Genomic DNA, 18,812 nt, shown 5'->3' with positions numbered 1-18,812 from the left:
GGCTGCAAGCTCGACGACAGCATCCATGCCGCCGCGGAAATCGGCATGCGCTTCCACGCCGCGCGCGGCAGCATGAGCGTGGGCCAGAGCCAGGGCGGGCTGCCGCCAGACTCGGTGGTGGAGAAGGAAAGCGACATCCTCAAGGAATCCCAGCGCCTGATCGAGGACTACCACGATGCCAGCCACGGCTCGATGCGCCGCATCGTGGTGGCGCCCTGCTCACCGTTCTCGGTCAGCCGTGACCTGATGCGCGAAGCGGCGGTACTGGCACGTCAGTACGGGGTGTCATTGCACACCCACCTGGCCGAGAACGTCAACGACATCGCCTACAGCCGCGAAAAGTTCGGCATGACCCCCGCCGAATACGCCGAAGACCTCGGCTGGGTCGGCCACGATGTGTGGCACGCCCACTGTGTGCAGCTCGACCAGCATGGCATCGAGCTGTTCGCCCGTACCGGCACCGGCGTGGCCCATTGCCCTTGTTCGAACATGCGCCTGGCCTCGGGCATCGCCCCGGTGCGCAAGATGCGCGACCACGGTGTACCGGTGGGCCTGGGTGTCGACGGTTCGGCATCCAACGACGGCGCCAGCATGATCGGTGAAGTGCGTCAGGCCTTGTTGCTGCAACGGGTAGGTTTCGGCCCCGATGCGATGACGGCGCGCGAGGCCCTGGAGATCGCCACCCTGGGTGGCGCCAAGGTGCTCAACCGCAATGACATCGGCGCCTTGGCGCCGGGGATGGTGGCCGACTTCGTCGCCTTCGATCTGGGCCACGTGGCCTATGCCGGTGGCCATCATGACCCGCTGGCGGCGCTGGTGTTCTGTACGCCGACGCAGGTGCACACCAGCGTGATCAATGGGCGGGTGGTGGTGAAGGATGGGCAGTTGGCTACGGTCGACCTGCCGCGGGTGCTGGAGCGGCATAACCAGCTGGCGCGGCGGTTGGTTAGCGGCGAGTAGGCCGCCCTGTTGTCGGTAGGGCCCCACAGTGGAAAGCATCTGGGCTGACAGGTGCTTGCCAGCACAGATATACAGCGCCTGTGAGATCGAGCGCCGCCCGCGCGGCGCTTCGCGGGTGAACCCGCTCCCACATTTGTTGCAACGTACCAAACCTGTGTGGCCATGGTTGCCAGCCTTGTTGACTTGACTGGATTGCTCGGTGGGCCTCATTGCAGCCTCACCAGTCTACAGCCATGCACGAAGGCGGCAACCTGTGGCGGTGTTCATCCCGCTCAGTCGCCCAGCCAATCCGCTATCCTGAGCACTCCCCCGCCCCGGACCGCCCCATGGAACTGCACATCCGCCTGGAAGGCCGCAAAGGCCTCGCCGACCAGCTCTACCAGCAACTGCGCGCCGGTATCGACAGCGGCCACCTGGCTGCCGGCACCCAGCTGCCGCCAACCCGCCTGCTGGCCGAGCAACTGGGTGTGTCACGCAAGACCGTGGCCGAGGCCTACTCGCGCCTTACCTACGACAACCTGCTCAGCGGCGTGGTCGGCCGTGGCACCTTCATCACCCCGCGCCTGCCCCTGCGTAGCAGCGAATCTGCGGCCATCCCCCTGGCCGGTGCTGCGTCCCTCGAACGCTGGCAGCAACGCGCGACAGTGCTTGGCCGGCGCCAGCTGGAAGCGCCGTCGCGCTACGATTTCATCGGCGGCGCATCGAGCAAGGCGCAGTTCCCGTTCGACCAGTGGCGCAGCTGCCTGAACTACGCCCTGCGCCGTAGCCAGCGCCACCCCGATCGGCAGTTCCCGGCCCAGGGCCTGCCAGAGCTGCGCGAAGCCATCGCCCACCACATCGCCTATGCTCGCGGCGTGCACTGCAGCGCAGCCGACCTGCTGGTGTGCAACGGCGCCCAGCAGGCGCTGGACCTGATCGCCCGGGTGCTGGTCGAGCCGGGTTGCCAGGTGGCCATGGAAGACCCCGGCTACCCGCCAGCCCGGCAACTGTTCCTGGCCCTGGGCGCACGCCTGCAGTCGGTGCCGGTAGACGATGAAGGCCTGTGCGTGGAGCAGATTGCCGACGGCACCCGGCTGATCTACGTGACGCCGTCGCACCAGTTTCCGCTGGGCATGCCGATGAGCGAGCGGCGCCGGCACGCGCTGCTGGCGCGGGCCGCCGAACTGGGTGCGCTGATCATCGAAGACGACTACGACTGCGAGTTCCGCTACCACGGACCAGCCTCGGATGCGCTGCAGCGCCTGGACCGCCATGGCCTGGTGGCGTATGTGGGGACGTTTTCCAAGACGCTGCTGGCAGAGCTGCGCCTGGGCTACGCCGTGCTGCCCCCCGCCGTGCTGCAGGCCGCCTGCGTGGCCAAACACCTGAGTGACTGGCACAGCCCGACCCTGCTGCAGTGGGCGCTGGCGCGGTTCCTTGGCGAAGGCCACCTGAACAAACACATTCGTCGTTGCCACGAGGTCTACAGCGCCCGCCGCGACCGCATCCTGGCGCGCCTGGGCGGGGACTTGTCTGCCTGGTTCAGCCCCATCCCGGCCAGCGCCGGTTTCCACCTCAGCGCCCTGGCCAAACCTGGGGTCGATGTCGAACTGCTGGCCAACCTTGCGCGCAAGGTGGAGGTCGGCCTGTACTCGCTGGCGCCGTTCTACAGCGAAGCGCCGGTGCGCCCAGGGTTGCTGCTGGGCTTCGGCGCGATCGAGTTGCTGGACATCGACCCGGCGCTGGACCGGGTGCGCGACACCCTGCAACGCCTCAGCTGACCGGTGCGGCCTTGCCCACCAAGGCCGGGCGTGCGATGGCCGCCGCATAGCCGCGCGGGTTGAAGCACGCGGTCACCAGCAGCATCGCCAGCACTGTCACGGTCAGCAGTGCCCACGACGCCTGGAAGTCACCACTCACGTCACGCAGCCAACCGGTGATGTACGGCACGATGCCGGTGATGATGAAACCGATGCCCTGCACGAACGCCGCCAGGCTACCGGCCTGGGCAGGTGTTTTCAGATGCTCCAGGGTCAGCGTCAGGCTCTGGCTGAAGCAGGCGCCCAGGCCAAAACCGATCATCGCCACCCACAACCCTTGCGCCTGGGTCGGCGCCAGCAGCAAGCCGAGGAAGCCCGCCAGCTGGATCGCCAGCGCCAGCCACAGGCCGGGACGACGGTCGGTCCAGCGCCGCAGCAACAGCGGCAGGCCCAGTGCACCGGCCACCTGGAAGATCGTCATCAGGCCCACCAGGTCGGCGCCACCCTGGGCGCTGCCGCCGTGCTCGATGTGATAGGCCGGCAACCAGGCCACCATGCTGGTGTAGCCGCCGTTGATCAGGCCGAAGTACAGGGCCAGCAACCAGGCCCGGCGGGTGCCGAACCAGTGCCCGTCAGCCGCGCCGGCCAGCTTTGGCGGTTGCTGCCGGGGCCGCAGCACGGCCCAGGCGAGCACCGCCAGCAGCGCCGGGATCGCCCAAAGGCCCAGGCCGACCTGCCAGTGGCCAAAGTAGCCGCTGATATGTGGGCCCAAGACGGCAGCCAGGCCGCCGCCGCTCATCAATGCCGCCGAATACAGGCCCATCGCCCCTGCCAGACGCGCCGGGAACCAGCGGTTGACCAGCCCGGGCATCATGCCCTGGACCAGCGCCACGCCCAGGCCGGCGACTACTGCGCTGGCGATCAGCGCCCACGCGCTGTCCAGCTGCAGCCGCCACAGGCAGGCCAGGGCAATCGCGGCCAGGCCGCCCAGCATGCCGCCATGCTCGCTGATCCAGCGCCGCAGCCAGGGTTGCAGCAAGGGCACCAGGCCCATGCACAAGACCGGCAGCGCCGTCAGCAAGGCCGCCTGCTGGTAACCCAGGCCGGTGCTGGCGCGCATGGGTTCGAGTAACGGGCCGATGCTGGTCAGGATCGGCCGCAAGTTCAGCGCCAGCAGGATCACCAGCAACAGGTTCAATGCAGCTCTCATTGTGAATCGGTTCTCTGTGTCAGGACCTGGCCATTATCCGGGCTTGGCGAGCCGTGCAGAAATGAAGAGATTGGATGCGTGGCAGTGGGCAGCTGAATGCACGATTGGCCTCCCGCTTATGTGCGCGATTGGCTATCGGGGTGACCAACGGGCGGCGTTACAGTAACCCCATCCCATCCCACACCCCTTGGAGACAGCCATGTACAACCGTATCGAATGGGCCAAGCACGCCCCCGAAGCCTACAAAGCCATGGTCGGCCTGGAGCAGGCGTTGGCCAAGAGCGGCCTGGAGAACTCGCTGCTGGAGCTGGTGCGCCTGCGTGCGTCACAGATCAATGGCTGCGCCTACTGCGTCAACCTGCACGCCAACGATGCACGCAAGGCCGGTGAGACCGAAGCCCGCCTGCAAACCTTGTGCGTGTGGCAGGAAACCGCCTACTTCACCCCGCGTGAACGCGCCGCGCTGGCCTGGGTCGAGAGCCTGACCCGCCTGCCGGAGCATGGCGCGCCGCAGGGTCAGTATGAAGCGCTGCAGGAACATTTCGAACCGGCCGAGGTGGCCAACCTGACCTTGGCGATTGCCACCATCAATGCCTGGAACCGCTTCGGCGTGGGCTTTGCCATGGTCCCCGCCTGAAGCACGGATGGTGAGTTTTCATACAGCATGAGGTGAGCGCCCTGACTGCGCGGCAGCAGCGGCGTCACTAGGATCGGCACTCCCATCATCCCGTGAGTGCCCTCCAATGCCTGCAAGTCACCCCACCCGCTCTGCGTTGGCCCTTCTATGCGCAACCCTGCTGGCCAGCCCAACCCTGCTGGCCGCGCCGCTGACCCGTGACAACGGCGCTGCCGTTGGTGACAACCAACATTCGCAAACCGCCGGTGCCACTGGCCCGGTATTGCTGCAGGATGTGCACCTGGTCCAGAAACTCCAGCGGTTTGACCGCGAGCGTGTCCCCGAGCGCGTGGTACATGCCCGTGGCACGGGTGCCCACGGCCTGTTTACGGCCTCCGAAGACCTGTCCGGATTGACCTTGGCCCCGCTCTTCACCCCCGGCGAACAGACCCCGGTATTCGTGCGTTTCTCCTCGGTGGTGCACGGGCTGCACTCGCCGGAGACGCTGCGTGACCCGCGCGGCTTTGCCACGCGTTTCTACACCAGCACCGGCAACTGGGACCTGGTCGGCAACAACTTCCCCACGTTCTTCATCCGTGACGCCATCAAGTTCCCGGACATGGTGCATGCCTTCAAGCCCGACCCGCGCAACAACCTGGGCAATGACGCCCGGCGCTTCGACCTGTTGTCGCACATGCCGGAGGCCACCCGCACCCTGACCCTGCTGTACTCCAACCAAGGCACGCCCAAAAGCTATCGGCACATGGACGGCAACAGCGTGCATGCCTACAAGTTCGTCAATGCCAAGGGCGAAGCAACCTATGTGAAGTTCCGCTGGAAAAGCCTGCAAGGCCAGGAAAACCTCGACCCCAAGGCCGTTGAGCAGATCCAGGGCAAGCATTTCAGCCACATGACCGAAGACCTGGTAAGTGCCATCGCGCGTGGTGAACACCCCAAGTGGGACCTGTATATCCAGACCCTGCGCCCCGAGCAGCTGGCAAGCTTCGATTTCGATCCGCTGGACGCTACCAAGGTCTGGCCGGATGTGCCTGAGCGGCGGGTCGGGCAGATGGTGCTCAACCGCAATGTCGACAACTTCTTCCAGGAAACCGAACAAGTCGCCCTCGCCCCTTCCAACCTGATCGCCGGTATCGAGCCTTCCGAGGACCGACTGCTGCAAGGCCGGCTGTTTTCTTATGCCGACACCCAGATGTACCGGATCGGCGCCAACGCTGGCAGCCTGCCCATCAACCAGCCGCGGGCTGCGGTCAACAATGGCAACCAGGATGGCCTGCTCAATCCCGGCCGCACCCAAGGCATGGTCAACTACGAACCCAGCCGCCTGCAGCCACGCAGCAGCACCGAGTCGGCGCGCTACAGCCAGCTGACCTTGAGCGATACCACCCAGCAACAAGGCATCGCCAGGGAACAGAACTTCAAGCAGGCAGGCGACCTCTACCGCGCCTTTTCGAAAAACGAGCAGCGTGACCTGGTCAACAGTTTCGGTCAGTCACTGTCCGTCGCAGATGACCAGAGCAAGCACATCATCCTGTCGTTCTTGTACAAGGCCGATGCCGAGTACGGCAGCAGAGTGGCAAAAATCGCCAAGGGCGACCTGACCCGGGTCAAGGCACTGGCGGCGGATCTGCAGGACTGAAGGTGGCGCAGGTTGCCAGCTATCGCCCGGCCAGCCTGGCGCGATAGCTGCCCGGGCTCTGCCCGGTCCATTTCTTGAATGCCCGGTGGAAGGCACTGGGCTCCTGGAAACCGGCCTGCTCGGCAATCTCGGCAACGCTCAGTACGCCTTCGCGCAAATGCTCGAAGGCCATCGCCCGGCGCACCTCATCCTTGATCTGCTGGTAAGACCGCCCTTCCCGCTCCAGCTGCCGGCGGAAGGTACTGGCGCTGATCCCTTGCTGCTGCGCCAGCGCCGCCAGCGTCGGCCACTGCCCGTAGCGCCGGGCCCGCAAGTGCCGGTATACCTGGGCTACCAGCCCGTTCTGGTTGCGAAAACGGATCACCAGCCCCTGCGGTGCACTGCGCAGAAAGGTTTTCAGGGCCGCCACGTCCTGCACCACTGGCAAGCGCAGGTAAGCACTGTCGAACTCTACCTCGGTGCGCCCGCTGCCCAGACGCAGGTCCGGCCCCCACAACAGCAGGTCGTCTTCCTGGGCCGGGCGAGACACTGCCAGCTCGGTGCGGTCGATGGCGATGCGCCGCCCGGCCAGCCAGCAAAGCATGCCGATCATCAGCACCAGGTAGGTTTCCTCGGCGTACACCCGGGTCAGTGGGTCGGCAATACTCGACTGCACACTGATCAGCGCGCGCCCGCCGCGCAGCGTCAGGTTGCCACGCAGGTCACGCAGGAACAGGCTGAAACCACCCATGCACTGGCGCAGGGCCTTTTCCAGGTTCGGCTCGAGGATCAGGCCGCGGCAGATCAGGGCAAAACTGCCCAGCGGCATGCCATGGCTGTCGAGGCGGAAAAACTCGTCGTCCAGGCGTTGGATCAGCGCCAGCCACAGTGCGGCGAACGCCTTCGCCGGCACCCGTGCCTGGGGCTGCTCGAGCAGTTGCGGGTCGATGCCCACCGCGCGCAACTGGGCATCACGCTCGCCAGGGCTGTCGCGCAGGGCATGGAGCATGGCATTGAGGAAGTACACGGCGACCGAATCGCTATCGCGCATGGCGGTTTTCGCTGTCTATGCTGAGTGGCAAAAAGTGCCAGGTTGTTTGAACAGTTCCGGCATAGGCTGCAACAGAGCCTTTGCCTAGACTCGATCCCACTCCGGGACCGCCGGCCATTCTCGCAGAGCCTGCCCCGGTCCCGCCATGCCTTCGCAATCGGAGCCTCCATGAGCAGCCCAGAAATCTATGTCGTCAGTGCCGTCCGTTCAGCCATTGGTGGCTTTGGCGGTTCTCTCAAGGACCTGCCCCTGGCCGACCTGGCCAGCACCATTACCCGTGCCGCCATCGAGCGCTCGGGCGTGGCCGCCGAGCAGGTCGGCCACCTGGTAATGGGCACGGTGATCCCGACCGAGCCACGGGACGCCTACCTGGCCCGGGTAGCGGCGATGAACGCCGGCATCCCCAAGGAAACCCCCGCTTTCAACGTCAACCGCCTGTGCGGCTCGGGCCTGCAAGCCATCGTCTCGGCCGCCCAGGGCCTGCTGCTGGGTGATACCGACGTGGCCGTGGCGGCCGGCGCCGAATCCATGAGCCGTGGCCCCTACCTGCTGCCGCAGGCGCGCTGGGGCGCACGCATGGGTGACCTGCAAGGCATCGACTACACCGTCGGCGTCCTGCATGACCCGTTCGAACACTTCCACATGGGCATCACCGCCGAAAACGTGGCGGCCAAGCATGGCATTACCCGCGCGATGCAGGACGAACTGGCCCTGAGCAGCCAGCAACGGGCCGCCCGGGCCATCGCCGAAGGCCGTTTCGCCAGCCAGATCGTCCCTGTGGAGCTGAAAACCCGCAAGGGCAGCGTGCAGTTCAGTGTCGACGAGCATGTGCGTGGCGATGTGACCGCCGAACAACTGGCCGGCATGAAGCCGGTGTTCAAGAAAGACGGCAGCGTCACCGCCGGCAACGCCAGCGGCATCAACGATGGCGCGGCCGGCCTGGTGCTGGCCACGGGTGACGCGGTACGCCGGCTCGGCCTGAAGCCGCTGGCACGCCTGGTGGGCTACGCGCATGCCGGGGTCGAACCCGAGCTGATGGGCCTGGGCCCGATCCCGGCCACCCGCAAGGTGCTGGAAAAGACCGGCCTGAAGGTGCAGGACCTGGACGTGATCGAATCCAACGAAGCCTTCGCCGCCCAGGCCTGCGCCGTGGCCCGCGAACTGGGCTTCGACCCGGAAAAGGTCAACCCCAACGGCTCGGGCATTTCCCTGGGCCACCCGGTGGGGGCCACCGGTGCGATCATCGCCACCAAGGCCATCCATGAACTGCAGCGCATCCAGGGCCGCTACGCGCTGGCCACCATGTGCATCGGCGGCGGCCAAGGCATCGCCGTGGTCTTCGAGCGCGTCTGAGGGAACCTGAGAAATGAGCATTGAACAGATCGCCGTGATCGGCGCCGGCACCATGGGCAACGGTATTGCCCAGGTCTGCGCGGCAGCGGGCTACCAGGTGCTGCTGGTGGATGTGTCCGACGCAGCACTGGAGCGTGGCATGGCCACCTTGAGCAAGAACCTCGAGCGCCAGGTCAACAAAGGCACGCTCGACGCCGACAAGGCCACTGCGGCCAAGGCGAGGATCCGCACCAGCACCGACTACACCCAGCTCGGCAGCGCGCAGCTGGTGATCGAAGCGGCCAGCGAGAACCTGCAGCTCAAGCAGCGCATCCTGCAGCAGGTGGCGGCCAACGTTGCCGCCGACTGCCTGATCGCCACCAACACGTCGTCGCTGTCGGTCACCCAGCTGGCCGCCAGCATCGAGCACCCCGAGCGTTTCATTGGCGTGCACTTCTTCAACCCGGTGCCGATGATGGCGCTGGTCGAGATCATTCGCGGCCTGCAGACCAGCGACAGCACCTACGCCCAGGCGCTGCTGGTAACCGAAAAAGTCGGCAAGACCCCGATCACCGCAGGCAACCGCCCAGGCTTCGTGGTCAACCGCATTCTGGTGCCGATGATCAACGAAGCGATCTTCGTGCGCCAGGAAGGCCTGGCCAGTGCCGAGGACATCGACACCGGCATGCGCCTGGGCTGCAACCAGCCGATCGGCCCGCTGGCCCTGGCTGACCTGATCGGCCTGGATACCTTGCTGGCGATCATGGAGGCCTTCCATGAAGGCTTCAACGACAGCAAGTACCGCCCTGCCCCGCTGCTCAAGGAAATGGTCGCGGCCGGTTGGCTGGGGCGCAAGAGCGGCCGCGGTTTCTTCACCTATTGAGGAGCAGGCACCATGCCGCCGGTCAATGCCGCAATGCGCTGTGCCAACTTCGAGGAGCGACGCGACCGGGCCATGGCGCTATTCGCCGAAAAGGGCTTTGGCCAGGTGAGCATGCGCGAGCTGGCGGCCCATGTGGGGCTGACCGCCGGCTCGCTGTACCACCACTTCCCGAGCAAGCAGGACCTGCTGTACGACCTGATCGAGGAATTGTTCGAGGAACTGCAGGCGACCTTGGACCAGGGCCGTCGGGCCATGGCCCGTGGGGCGTCGGCGTTGAGCTGCCTGATTGCCGCACACTGGCAGTTGCATGCCGAGCGGCCGCTGCAGTTTCGCCTGGCAGAGCGGGACTTCTGTTGCCTGAGCGCAGCTCAGCAGGCGCACCTGGGCTTGTTGCGTGCGCGTTATGAGGCGGGGTTGCTGCGGTTGATTGCGCCACAGGCGAAATTGCAGGGCGAGGCCTGGGTGGCCACGGCGCATGTGGTGGCGACGCTGCTGAACCAGTTGCCGGGGTTGTTCAGGGCACTGCCCGAGGAGCAGGGGGTGGGGTTGATGGAGAGCATGCTGGTGGGGGGGCTGGAGCGGACCCTGGGCTAGCCTGTTCCGGTCTTTTCGCGGGTAAATCGGATCGCCGGACCGCTGCTGATGCGGGGGTTGCATCAGGGCTGACAAGTGTTCGCCTAGACATATTCAGCGCCTATGAGATCGAGCGCCGCGCGCGCGGCGCTCGATCTCATAGGCGCTGAAAACGTTGTGGCAAGCACCTGTCAGCCCTTATGCGATCCCCGTCTGGGCTTCACCCGCGATCAGCGCAACAGATCCTGAATCTTCTCATGCAAGGTATCCAGGTCAAACGGCTTGGCCAGGATCGGCGCCGTGCGGGCGATCGGGCTGCCGGACTCGAGAATTTCGGCCGGATAACCGCTGATGAAGATCACCTTCAGGTCCGGTCGCAGCTTCACCGCAGGTTCCGCAATCTCCACGCCGGAGATGCCACCCGGCAAGCGAAAATCCGTCACCATCAGGTCCAGGTGCGGCTTGCTCGCCAGAATGGCAAATGCCTGTTCGCCATCTTCCGCCACCAGCACGTGGTAGCCCTCGCCTGACAGGTAATCACGCAAAATCATCCGGATCGCTGGTTCGTCCTCGACCACCAGCACCACGTCTTGTGCATCTTCACTCATGTTAACGCCTTGAAATTCTTACAGTTGGCCATCAGACCCCAGGCTTACGCAGAGGTTGCCCGAGCCTGGTCGTTTTGTTGTTCACGTGTCGCCAGCGGCAATTGCAAGGTGAAGGTGGCCCCTTTACCCACTTCACTTTCAACCAGTATCCGCCCGCCGTGGGCGTTGACGATCTGTTCCGAAATATACAGCCCCAGGCCCAACCCGCCGCTGGCCTGCTGCGTCGCGACCCGCTCGAACTGCTGGAAGATCCGCTGCTGGTTGGCCGCGCAGATACCGATGCCGTGGTCCTGCACCTGTACGCAGGCCTGGTCGTCCTGGCGGAACACGCGCACGTGCACCGGCTGGCGTTCACCGTATCGCAATGCATTGGACAACAGGTTGGCCACCACTTGCTCAATCCGGAATTCGTCCCACTCACCGCGCAGCGGCTCGCAGCGCTGAATGGCGATGTGCGTGTCCAGCGCCGCGGCCTGGGCAGTGAAGTTTTCCACAAGCCCGCCAACCAGCTGGCTGAGGTCGAACACTTTTGGCCGCAACGATAACTTGCCGGTGCGGATGCGCGAAACGTCCAGCATGTCCTCGATCAACCTGATCAGGCTGTTGATCTGCCGCTCGTCGCGCTCGACCATGGCCTGCAGCTTTTCAGGCATGAACGCCTCCAGATTGCCCCGCGACAGGTGCAGCTTGCGCAGCTGGGTTTCCAGGATCAGGCCATTGAGCGGGGTGCGCACCTCATGGGACACAATCGACATGAAATCGTCGCGCATGCGCACGGCATGCTCCAGTTCGCCCCGCGCCGTCTGCAGCTGGGCCAGCAGCAGCTCCTGCTCCTGGCGGCTGCGTTCCAGCGCCTGCAACTGGCGGTCGAGCACTTTGCGCTGGCGGAACAGGTCGACGAACACCGACACCTTGCTCTTGACCGCCATGGTCTCCAGCGGCTTGTGCAGGAAGTCCACCGCGCCGCTTTCGTAGCCCTTGAAGGCATAGTTCATCTCGCGCCCGGCGGCGGTGACGAAGACGATGGGTATATTGCGGGTCTTTTCCGTGCCACGCATCAGTTCGGCCAGCTCGAAGCCGTTCATGCCTGGCATCTGCACGTCGAGAATGGCCAAGGCGAACTCGTGTTCGAGCAACAGCGACAACGCGGCTTCGGCAGACTGGGCCTGGTGCACCTCGCGGTCCTCGCCCTGGATCAGGGCGGCGAGGGCCAGCAGATTTTCCGGCAGATCGTCGACGATCAGCAGTTTGGCGATGGTGGGGCTTAGCATGCGCTGGGTTCCAGGGCCGCGAGCAACTGCCCGATGCCACTCAGAGAAAGAATATGGTCGGGCTGGTGCAGGGCCAGGGCGGCCTCGGGCATCAACGCCACCTGTGCGTCACGGGGGTCCTGGACGATGGTCCGGCCCCCATTGTTCTTGATATAGGCAAGCCCTTGGGCACCGTCTTCATTGGCGCCTGTGAGCAGCACGCCAAGCAGGCCGGCGCCGTAGGCATCGGCCGCGGATATGAACAGGTAATCGATCGCCGGCCTGGAGAAATGCAGCGCCGGCTCCTGGCTCAACGACAGGCTGAAATCGCGTTCCACAGACAGGTGGTAGCCCGGCCCGGCCACGTAGATCTGCCCGCCGCATAGCGCTTGCTTGTCGCGCGCTTCAACCACTGGCCGGCGCAAGCGGCGTTGCATTACCTCGGCCAGCTGGCTGTGGCGGTCATCGGGCAGGTGCAGCACGCACACCAGCGGGATGGCAAAATTGGCTGGCAGCGCGCCCAGCACGGTGAACAGGGCCGCCACCCCGCCCGCCGAGGCGCCGATCACCACCGCGCGTACACCGTTCATGACTTGCGGTAGATCCGTTCGGGCTTGACCAGCGGCTCGAAGCGCTCGCTGTAGGCGGAAAAGTCCACCGATTCCTTGCTACCCAACACCAGGAAGCCGCGGTGGCACAGCGACTCGTGGAACAGGCCCAGGGCGCGATCCTGCAGCTCCTTGTTGAAATAGATGAGCACGTTGCGGCACGACACCAACTGGGTTTCGGAAAACACGCTGTCGGTGGCCAGGCTGTGGTCGGCGAAGGTCACGTTCTCGCGCAGGGTGCTGTCCATGATGGCGTTGCCATAGGCTGCCGTGTAGTACTCGGAAAAGTCCCGGCGGCCGCCGGCAAGGCGATAGTTTTCGGCATACTCGTGCATGCTCTGCATCGAGTAGATGCCCTGCTTGGCCCTGTCCAGCGAGTGCGGGTTGATGTCGGTGGCATAGATGATGGTGCGCTCGAGCAGGCCTTCCTCACGCAGCAGGATCGCCATCGAGTACACCTCTTCGCCCGTGCTGCAACCGGCGATCCACACCTTGATCGATGGCCAGGTGCGCAGCAGCGGCACCACCTCGTTGCGCAGCGCCAGGAAGTGGCCCGGATCGCGGAACATCTCGCTGACCGGAATCGTCAGGTACTGCAGCAACTGCATGAACATGCCCGGGTCGTGCAGCACGCGCTCCTGCAGCGCCGACACCGTCAGACAATCGAACTGGCGCAGCGCATGCAGGATCCGGCGCTTGATCGAAGCGCCGGAATAATTGCGGAAATCGTAGCTGTACTTGAGGTAGATGGCCTCGATCAGCAAGCGGATTTCGATGTCGGTGTTACGTTCGCTAGTCAAATTCGCTCCAGTTGCGGCAACCATACACGGATCAACGAGAACAGGCGGTCCAGGTCGATCGGTTTGGCGAGGTAATCATTGGCACCGGCCTGCAGGCAACGCTGCTGGTCATCCTTCATGGCCTTGGCGGTCACGGCGATGATCGGCAGCTTGCGCCAGCGCGGTTGCTGGCGGATCAGGCGGGTAGCCTCGAAACCGTCCATTTCCGGCATCATCACATCCATCAGCACCAGGTCGATGTCGTCATGCTGTTCCAGGCGCTCGATGGCCTCGCGGCCGTTGCGGCCGATCTCGACGATCGCGCCCTTGTGCTCCAGGGCGCTGGTCAGGGCGAAGATATTGCGCACGTCGTCGTCCACCAGCAGTATCTTGCGGCCCTCGAACACTTTGTCGCGGCTGCGTGCGGTCTTGAGCATGCGCTGGCGTTCGTTGGACAGTTGCGATTCGACCTTGTGCAGGAACAGCGTCACTTCATCGAGCAGGCGCTCCGGTGAGCGCGCGCCCTTGATGATGATCGACCGCGAGTACTTGAGCAGGTCGGCTTCTTCTTCGCGGGTCAGGTTGCGCCCGGTATACACGATCACCGGCGGGAAGGCGCGGATATCTTCGGCGGTCATGCGCTTGAGCAGCTCGTTGCCGAGCATGTCCGGCAGCTTGAGGTCGATGATCATGCAGTCGTAGATGTTCTCGCGCAGCAGCGCCAGGGCATCCTGGGCCATGGCCACGGCGGTGATCTCGACGTCGTCGTCGCCGATCAGGCGGGCAATGCTCTCGCGCTGCAGGTCGTCGTCTTCCACCAGCAGGATGTGCTTGAGCTTCTGCGTCAGCTTGGCCTCCAGGCGGGCGAACACTTCCTTGAGCTGTTCACGGCTGGTGGGCTTGACCGCGTAGCCGACGGCGCCCATGTGCATGGCGGCCTCGACCCGGTCTTCGACAGAAATGATATGCACCGGAATGTGCCGGGTGCCGGCCTGCTCCTTCAGGCGCTGCAGCACGGTCAGGCCGGAATGGTCGGGCAGGCGCATGTCCAGCAGGATGGCATCGGGGATGTACTGGGCGGCCAGCTCGAAACCTTCATCGGCGCTGTGCGCTACCAGGCAGTTGTAACCCAGTTCGTGGGCCAGGTCGAAAAGGATGCGAGCAAAGTTCGGCTCGTCCTCGATCACCAGGATGCAGCGGTTATCGAACGGCGCGCGCTCACGGTCATCGACAAAGGCCAGCGCCGGGCGTTTCGGCGCCATCGCCACCGGCGACTGCGGCGCGGGTGGCAGGGTATCCACGGCCGGGCGCAGGCTCAGGGGCTCGACGTCTTGCCCGGCGGTCTCGTAGCGTTCTGGCAGGATCAGGCTGAACACGCTGCCTTTGCCCGGGCTGCTGTCCACATTGATCTGCCCGCCCAGCAGATGGGCCAGGTCGCGGGAGATCGACAGCCCCAGGCCGGTACCGCCATACCGGCGGTTGCTGGTGCCATCGACCTGGTGGAAGGCGCCGAAAATGGCCTGTTGCTGGTCGGCAGCGATACCAATGCCGGAATCGCGCACCTCAAACACGATACCGGTACCTGGCTGGTGGCCGATGTTCAGGCTGACCTGGCCACGCTCGGTGAACTTGATGGCGTTGGACAGCAGGTTCTTGAGGATCTGCTCCAGGCGCTGGCGGTCGGTGAACAGTGTGGCTGGCACCTTGGGCTCGGCTGTCACCTGGAAGCTCAGGCCCTTCTGCCCGGCCAGCGGCTCGAACATGCCGCGCAGGCCTTCGACCAGGCGTTCGACCTGGGTGGTCTCTGGCCGCACCTCCAGCTTGCCTGCCTCGACCTTGGCAATGTCGAGGATGTCATTGATGAGATTGAGCAAATCGTTGCCGGCCGAATAGATGGACTCGGCAAACTTGACCTGCTCTTCGCTGAGGTTGCCGTCGCCGTTCTCTGCCAGCAGCTTGGCCAGGATCAGCGAGCTGTTCAGCGGGGTGCGCAGCTCATGGGACATGTTGGCGAGGAACTCGGACTTGTACTTGCTCGAGCGCTGCAACTCGTCGGCGCGCGCCTGCAACTGCTCCTGGGCCTGGACCAGCTCGTCGTTCTTGCGGTCCAGGGCCTCGGTGCGCTCGGACAATTGCTCGTTGGTCTGCTCCAGCTCTGCCTGCTGGGTTTCCAGGTGGGCCTGGGACTCCTTGAGCACACGCGATTGCTCTTCGAGCTCTTCGTTGGCGGTTTTCAGCTCTTCCTGCTGCACTTGCAGCTCTTCGTTGAGCTGTTGAGTCTCCGCCAGCACCTCTTGCAGGCGTTGACGGTAACGAGCGCTTTCGATGGACATGCCGAGGTTGCCGGCGACGCGCTCCAGGAGCTCATCGTCGCGTTCGTGCAGCGGGCGCAGGAAGCCCAGTTCGACCACGCCGTTGATCTGCCCATCCTCGATGGCGGGCATCAACAGCGCGCTGCGCGGCAGGCCGCTGCCCAAGCCGGAGCTGAGCTGGTAGTAATCCTCGGGCAGGTCCTCCAGGCGCAGCAGGCGGCCCTCTCGCACCGACTGTGCCAGCAGGCCATGATGGTCACCAAGCACCTGCTCGCGCCCCTGCTCCTCGGCGCTCAGGCCATAGCAGGCTACCCGCACCAGGCGGCCATGCTCGTCGCGCACGTAAACCGCGCCGACCACACTGCCCAGGTATGTCGCAAAAAACCGCAGGATGTTGTCGCCCAGCATGGGCAGGGTGAGCTGGCCCAGCACCTGCTGTGCCAGCTGAGTCTGGCCATTACGCAACCAGGCCTGGTGCTCCAGCCGTTCGGCGGAGCGCTGCTGGGCCTTGAGGTTCTGGTCATAATTTTCGGACAACGCCAGCAGGTCTCGACGGCCCAGATAGGCCAGCAACGCACTGAGGCCCACAATCAACAGCACGAACGCAGAGATCGCGGTTACCGTGACGCTGCTGACCTTGTCGTTGCGGGCCATGCGCAGCTGCTGCTCGGTGGTGACGAAGCTGTCGAACTCCTTGCGAATTTCGTCGGTCAGGCGTTTGCCGCGGCCATTGCCCACCAGTTCGCGATAGGGCCCTTCATTGCGGCGCAGGGCAATCATGTCGTTGCCGAAATCATTCCAGGCCTGCTGCAGCGCAATCAGCCGGTCGATGCGGTCGACCTGCTGCGGGTTGTCTTCAACCATGCCGCGCAGGCCGTGCAGGCTGCTGAAAATGCGCGGCTTGGCTACTTCGTACGGGTCAAGAAAACTCTCGTCCCCGGTAATCAGAAACCCGCGCATGCCGGTCTCCATGTCGATCGACAGCTTGACCGTTTCGTTGGCATTGCCGATCACCCGGTCGGTGTGTTCGACCCACTGCATGGCCGAAAGCAGGTAGTTGATGACCGCGACAAACGCCACGGCCCCCAGCAGGCCCACGCCCAAGGGCAAGCCGATGTTGCGGCTCAACAGCTTGCGAAAGCTACGCTGGTCTATCGAGGCTGCTTGAATCATGTGAAAACGCCCGAGCAAGAAAAGTCCATTGAAAAGTGTGGCCGATCAATCGTTATTGTTATCTGCCACTGCCGTCCTGTTAAGCGAGTCTAACCAGCTTTGACGGGTCTGGCGGGGCATTTAGCCAGTATTTGAAGGTGGCAGGCGCCAATCGTTCCATCTGATTGCAGGGATCGGTATCCTCGGGAACTTCTGCTGCCATGCGGTGCACAGATTAAAGACATTCATTTTGCACAGGATCCCAACCATGCCCCTTCTGGTAGTCGAAGACGACGACATCGTACGTATGCTGATGGTCGAAGTGCTCGACGAATTGGGCTACGCGGTCATCGAGGCGGCAGACGCTAATGCCGCGCTGACGGTTCTCGAAGACCCGGCCCAGTCGCTGGAGTTGATGATGACCGACGTCGGCTTGCCGGACATGCCCGGCGAAGAACTGGCGCACAAAGCGCGCGAGCTGCGCCCGCTGCTGCCGGTGCTGTTTGCCAGCGGTTATGCCGAAAACCTGAATGTGCCCGAAGGCATGCACCTGATCGGCAAGCCGTTCAGCATCGACCAGTTGCGCGACAAGGTGGTGGCGATTCTGGGCGCACCGTAACAACGGTGCCGCCTGCTTCGCGGGGACTGGGAACAACGCTTACAGCTCCCTGCGAAGCAGGTAGGTATCCATGATCCACCCCTTGCGCTGCCGCTCCCGCTCGCGCACGGCCAGGATCTGCGCCTTCACCCCCTGCAACGGCCCGGCAATCAGCAGTTCATCCGCGGTCCCCAGATACGCGCCCCAGTAGATCACCAACGCCGGGTCATCCAGCTGCGCAAAGGCACACTGCCCGTCGAGCATGACCACCACATTGTCGATAGCCCCCAGCCCGGCCAGGCGCCGCCCGGGCAGCACGACCAGCGGCTCGCCGATACGGTTTAGCGGTACCTGATGGCGCGCCGCCAAGGCCTGCACGCTGCTGATGCCAGGGATAACCTGCAAGCGCAGCGATAACCCGCGTTCGCGGACCAGGTCGAGGATGCGCAAGGTGCTGTCATACAGGCCTGGCTCGCCCCACAGCAGAAAGGCGCCGGTTTCGCCGGCGCCGACCTCCTGATCGATCAGCTGGGCATACAGCGCCGCACGTTGGCGGTGCCAGCCCTGCACAGCGCCCAGATAGTCAGCCGCCTGGCCATCGCGCAGCGGGTCGGCCACCTGTATCAGGCGATAGCCGCCCTCTGGTCGGTAGCGTTGCAGGATGGCCTTGCGCAGGCCCACCAGTTCGTCCTTGTCAGGGCCCTTGTCGAGCACGAAGAACACGCTGGCCTTGCGCAGCGCATCGACCGCCTCATAAGTAATCTGCCGCGGGTCACCCGGGCCGATGCCGATCAACAACAGGTCTTTCATTGCCCTGCCCTTCCAGAACCAGCCGCCATTGTCAGGCGGCTGCCGGTATTTGGCAAAGCGCCCGGTTACAGGATCGAGAAGTTGTAGCTGACGATCACTCGGGTTTCGTCCATGTCCCGCGCCCACTTTTCATAGTTGCTGCGATAAGTGGAGTTTCGCAGGCGCACACTGACGTCCTTGAACGTGCCACTTTGCACCTGGTACTTGAACTCGGTGTCGCGTTCCCATTCTTTGCCTTCGGCGCTGCTGCCCGGCACCTGAATATGGTCACCGTTGATATAGCGGGTAAAGAAGGTGAGGCCGGGTACACCCAGTGCCTTGAAGTCATAGTCATATCGCACTTGCCAGGAGCGCTCCTGGGCGGCAGCGAAGTCGTTGACCTGAGCGTAGTTGACCAGGTACGGGTTGCTGCCGTCCAGATAGGGCATGGCGCTGTCGCCATACATGCGCTGCCAGCCTGCACTGAGCTTGTGGCCGCCCAGGCTGTAGCCAAGCATGCCGCTGAAGGCACGGTGGTCGATTGCACCGGCGCGGGCATTGCCGATATCGTCACTCTTGATCACACGCAGGTCGGCCGACAGGCTACCCACCGCCAATGGCTGGCTGGCCACCAGGCCGAGGAAGTGCTGACGGTAGATATTCTCCAGCTTGGCCACCTGGTACTGGGCACTGAAGCGCTCGTTGAAGCGGTAATC

General features: G+C 64.3%; 17 protein-coding genes. 8 read left to right on the top strand and 9 right to left on the bottom strand.

All coding sequences use genetic code 11. The annotated features are described in order from the left end of the window. Nucleotides 1-960 (top strand): 8-oxoguanine deaminase (locus tag HP546_RS11620; RefSeq protein WP_172224736.1); only part of this gene is annotated, 960 nt, incomplete at its 5' end. Between the two features lie 326 nt (nt 961-1,286). Then, nucleotides 1,287-2,720, top strand: a complete 1,434-nt coding sequence (locus tag HP546_RS11615; protein WP_172224733.1) for a PLP-dependent aminotransferase family protein — start codon at nt 1,287-1,289, stop codon at nt 2,718-2,720. On the opposite strand, the gene HP546_RS11610 is transcribed toward HP546_RS11615, so the two are convergent. Continuing rightward, on the bottom strand, nt 2,713-3,909 hold the full coding sequence (locus HP546_RS11610; RefSeq protein ID WP_172224730.1) for a CynX/NimT family MFS transporter: 1,197 nt from the start codon (nt 3,907-3,909) through the stop codon (nt 2,713-2,715). The genes HP546_RS11615 and HP546_RS11610 overlap by 8 nt on opposite strands. Nucleotides 3,910-4,108: 199 nt before the next feature. Here HP546_RS11610 and HP546_RS11605 point away from each other — a divergent pair, with 199 nt between their 5' ends. Together HP546_RS11605 and HP546_RS11600 are read left to right on the top strand one after the other, a co-directional pair. Further along, nucleotides 4,109-4,546 (top strand): carboxymuconolactone decarboxylase family protein, encoded by a 438-nt coding sequence (locus tag HP546_RS11605; protein ID WP_172224727.1) that lies wholly within the window; start codon nt 4,109-4,111, stop codon nt 4,544-4,546. A gap of 106 nt (nt 4,547-4,652) precedes the next feature. Continuing rightward, entirely contained in the window at nt 4,653-6,182 is a 1,530-nt protein-coding gene (locus HP546_RS11600) for a catalase (protein ID WP_172224724.1), read from the top strand. A 19-nt stretch (nt 6,183-6,201) separates the two neighbouring features. On the opposite strand, the gene HP546_RS11595 is transcribed toward HP546_RS11600, so the two are convergent. Beyond that, complete coding sequence (locus HP546_RS11595; RefSeq protein ID WP_172224721.1) at nt 6,202-7,212, bottom strand: AraC family transcriptional regulator; 1,011 nt, start codon at nt 7,210-7,212, stop codon at nt 6,202-6,204. A gap of 168 nt (nt 7,213-7,380) precedes the next feature. Here HP546_RS11595 and HP546_RS11590 point away from each other — a divergent pair, with 168 nt between their 5' ends. From HP546_RS11590 to HP546_RS11580, 3 genes are read left to right on the top strand one after another with little or no spacing between them, the layout of a single operon-like run. Then, nucleotides 7,381-8,565, top strand: coding sequence for an acetyl-CoA C-acyltransferase family protein (locus HP546_RS11590; RefSeq protein WP_172224718.1), 1,185 nt, complete (start codon nt 7,381-7,383; stop codon nt 8,563-8,565). 13 nt (nt 8,566-8,578) lie between these two features. Continuing rightward, nucleotides 8,579-9,427, top strand: coding sequence for a 3-hydroxybutyryl-CoA dehydrogenase (locus HP546_RS11585; RefSeq protein WP_172224715.1), 849 nt, complete (start codon nt 8,579-8,581; stop codon nt 9,425-9,427). A 12-nt stretch (nt 9,428-9,439) separates the two neighbouring features. After that, nucleotides 9,440-10,021 carry a TetR/AcrR family transcriptional regulator gene (locus tag HP546_RS11580; RefSeq protein ID WP_172224712.1) on the top strand — a complete coding sequence of 194 codons (582 nt, stop codon included), beginning with the start codon at nt 9,440-9,442 and terminating at the stop codon, nt 10,019-10,021. Between the two features lie 209 nt (nt 10,022-10,230). On the opposite strand, the gene HP546_RS11575 is transcribed toward HP546_RS11580, so the two are convergent. Genes HP546_RS11575 through HP546_RS11555 form a run of 5 tightly spaced genes read right to left on the bottom strand, consistent with a single transcriptional unit; the run spans nt 10,231 to nt 16,730 of the window. Beyond that, nucleotides 10,231-10,608: a response regulator gene (locus HP546_RS11575; protein WP_172224709.1), complete on the bottom strand. Its 378-nt coding sequence runs from the start codon at nt 10,606-10,608 to the stop codon at nt 10,231-10,233. Nucleotides 10,609-10,652: 44 nt separating this feature from the next. Continuing rightward, a complete protein-coding gene (locus tag HP546_RS11570) occupies nt 10,653-11,879 on the bottom strand; it encodes a hybrid sensor histidine kinase/response regulator (protein ID WP_172224706.1) in 1,227 nt (408 codons plus the stop codon). After that, entirely contained in the window at nt 11,873-12,448 is a 576-nt protein-coding gene (locus tag HP546_RS11565; RefSeq protein WP_172224703.1) for a chemotaxis protein CheB, read from the bottom strand. The genes HP546_RS11570 and HP546_RS11565 overlap by 7 nt, the downstream gene beginning before the upstream one ends. After that, on the bottom strand, nt 12,445-13,266 hold the full coding sequence (locus HP546_RS11560; protein ID WP_172224700.1) for a protein-glutamate O-methyltransferase CheR: 822 nt from the start codon (nt 13,264-13,266) through the stop codon (nt 12,445-12,447). The genes HP546_RS11565 and HP546_RS11560 overlap by 4 nt, the downstream gene beginning before the upstream one ends. Continuing rightward, nucleotides 13,263-16,730 carry a response regulator gene (locus HP546_RS11555; protein WP_172224697.1) on the bottom strand — a complete coding sequence of 1,156 codons (3,468 nt, stop codon included), beginning with the start codon at nt 16,728-16,730 and terminating at the stop codon, nt 13,263-13,265. The genes HP546_RS11560 and HP546_RS11555 overlap by 4 nt, the downstream gene beginning before the upstream one ends. Nucleotides 16,731-16,977: 247 nt before the next feature. Between HP546_RS11555 and HP546_RS11550 the strand changes: the two genes are divergently transcribed. Then, complete coding sequence (locus tag HP546_RS11550; protein ID WP_172224694.1) at nt 16,978-17,328, top strand: response regulator; 351 nt, start codon at nt 16,978-16,980, stop codon at nt 17,326-17,328. Nucleotides 17,329-17,367: 39 nt separating this feature from the next. Here HP546_RS11550 and cobF read toward each other — a convergent pair whose 3' ends face one another. Together cobF and HP546_RS11540 are read right to left on the bottom strand one after the other, a co-directional pair. Further along, nucleotides 17,368-18,117 carry a precorrin-6A synthase (deacetylating) gene (gene cobF / locus HP546_RS11545; protein WP_172224691.1) on the bottom strand — a complete coding sequence of 250 codons (750 nt, stop codon included), beginning with the start codon at nt 18,115-18,117 and terminating at the stop codon, nt 17,368-17,370. 65 nt (nt 18,118-18,182) lie between these two features. Then, a partial coding sequence (locus tag HP546_RS11540; protein WP_172224688.1) for an OprD family outer membrane porin occupies nt 18,183-18,812 on the bottom strand: 630 nt, incomplete at its 5' end.

The sequence above is a fragment of the Pseudomonas sp. CM25 genome, assembly GCF_013179705.1.
Taxonomy (GTDB): Bacteria; Pseudomonadota; Gammaproteobacteria; order Pseudomonadales; family Pseudomonadaceae; genus Aquipseudomonas.
This window is presented reverse-complemented; position numbering and strand designations above follow the sequence as displayed.

Excerpts from the sequence above, each read along its gene's own strand:
- HP546_RS11615 (WP_172224733.1), top strand. The coding sequence starts at position 1,287 with ATGGAACTGCACATCCGCCTGGAAGGCCGCAAAGGCCTCGCCGACCAG.
- HP546_RS11610 (WP_172224730.1), bottom strand. The coding sequence starts at position 3,909 with ATGAGAGCTGCATTGAACCTGTTGCTGGTGATCCTGCTGGCGCTGAAC.
- HP546_RS11605 (WP_172224727.1), top strand. The coding sequence starts at position 4,109 with ATGTACAACCGTATCGAATGGGCCAAGCACGCCCCCGAAGCCTACAAA.
- HP546_RS11600 (WP_172224724.1), top strand. The coding sequence starts at position 4,653 with ATGCCTGCAAGTCACCCCACCCGCTCTGCGTTGGCCCTTCTATGCGCA.
- HP546_RS11595 (WP_172224721.1), bottom strand. The coding sequence starts at position 7,212 with ATGCGCGATAGCGATTCGGTCGCCGTGTACTTCCTCAATGCCATGCTC.
- HP546_RS11590 (WP_172224718.1), top strand. The coding sequence starts at position 7,381 with ATGAGCAGCCCAGAAATCTATGTCGTCAGTGCCGTCCGTTCAGCCATT.
- HP546_RS11585 (WP_172224715.1), top strand. The coding sequence starts at position 8,579 with ATGAGCATTGAACAGATCGCCGTGATCGGCGCCGGCACCATGGGCAAC.
- HP546_RS11580 (WP_172224712.1), top strand. The coding sequence starts at position 9,440 with ATGCCGCCGGTCAATGCCGCAATGCGCTGTGCCAACTTCGAGGAGCGA.
- HP546_RS11575 (WP_172224709.1), bottom strand. The coding sequence starts at position 10,608 with ATGAGTGAAGATGCACAAGACGTGGTGCTGGTGGTCGAGGACGAACCA.
- HP546_RS11570 (WP_172224706.1), bottom strand. The coding sequence starts at position 11,879 with ATGCTAAGCCCCACCATCGCCAAACTGCTGATCGTCGACGATCTGCCG.
- HP546_RS11565 (WP_172224703.1), bottom strand. The coding sequence starts at position 12,448 with ATGAACGGTGTACGCGCGGTGGTGATCGGCGCCTCGGCGGGCGGGGTG.
- HP546_RS11555 (WP_172224697.1), bottom strand. The coding sequence starts at position 16,730 with ATGATTCAAGCAGCCTCGATAGACCAGCGTAGCTTTCGCAAGCTGTTG.
- HP546_RS11550 (WP_172224694.1), top strand. The coding sequence starts at position 16,978 with ATGCCCCTTCTGGTAGTCGAAGACGACGACATCGTACGTATGCTGATG.
- cobF (WP_172224691.1), bottom strand. The coding sequence starts at position 18,117 with ATGAAAGACCTGTTGTTGATCGGCATCGGCCCGGGTGACCCGCGGCAG.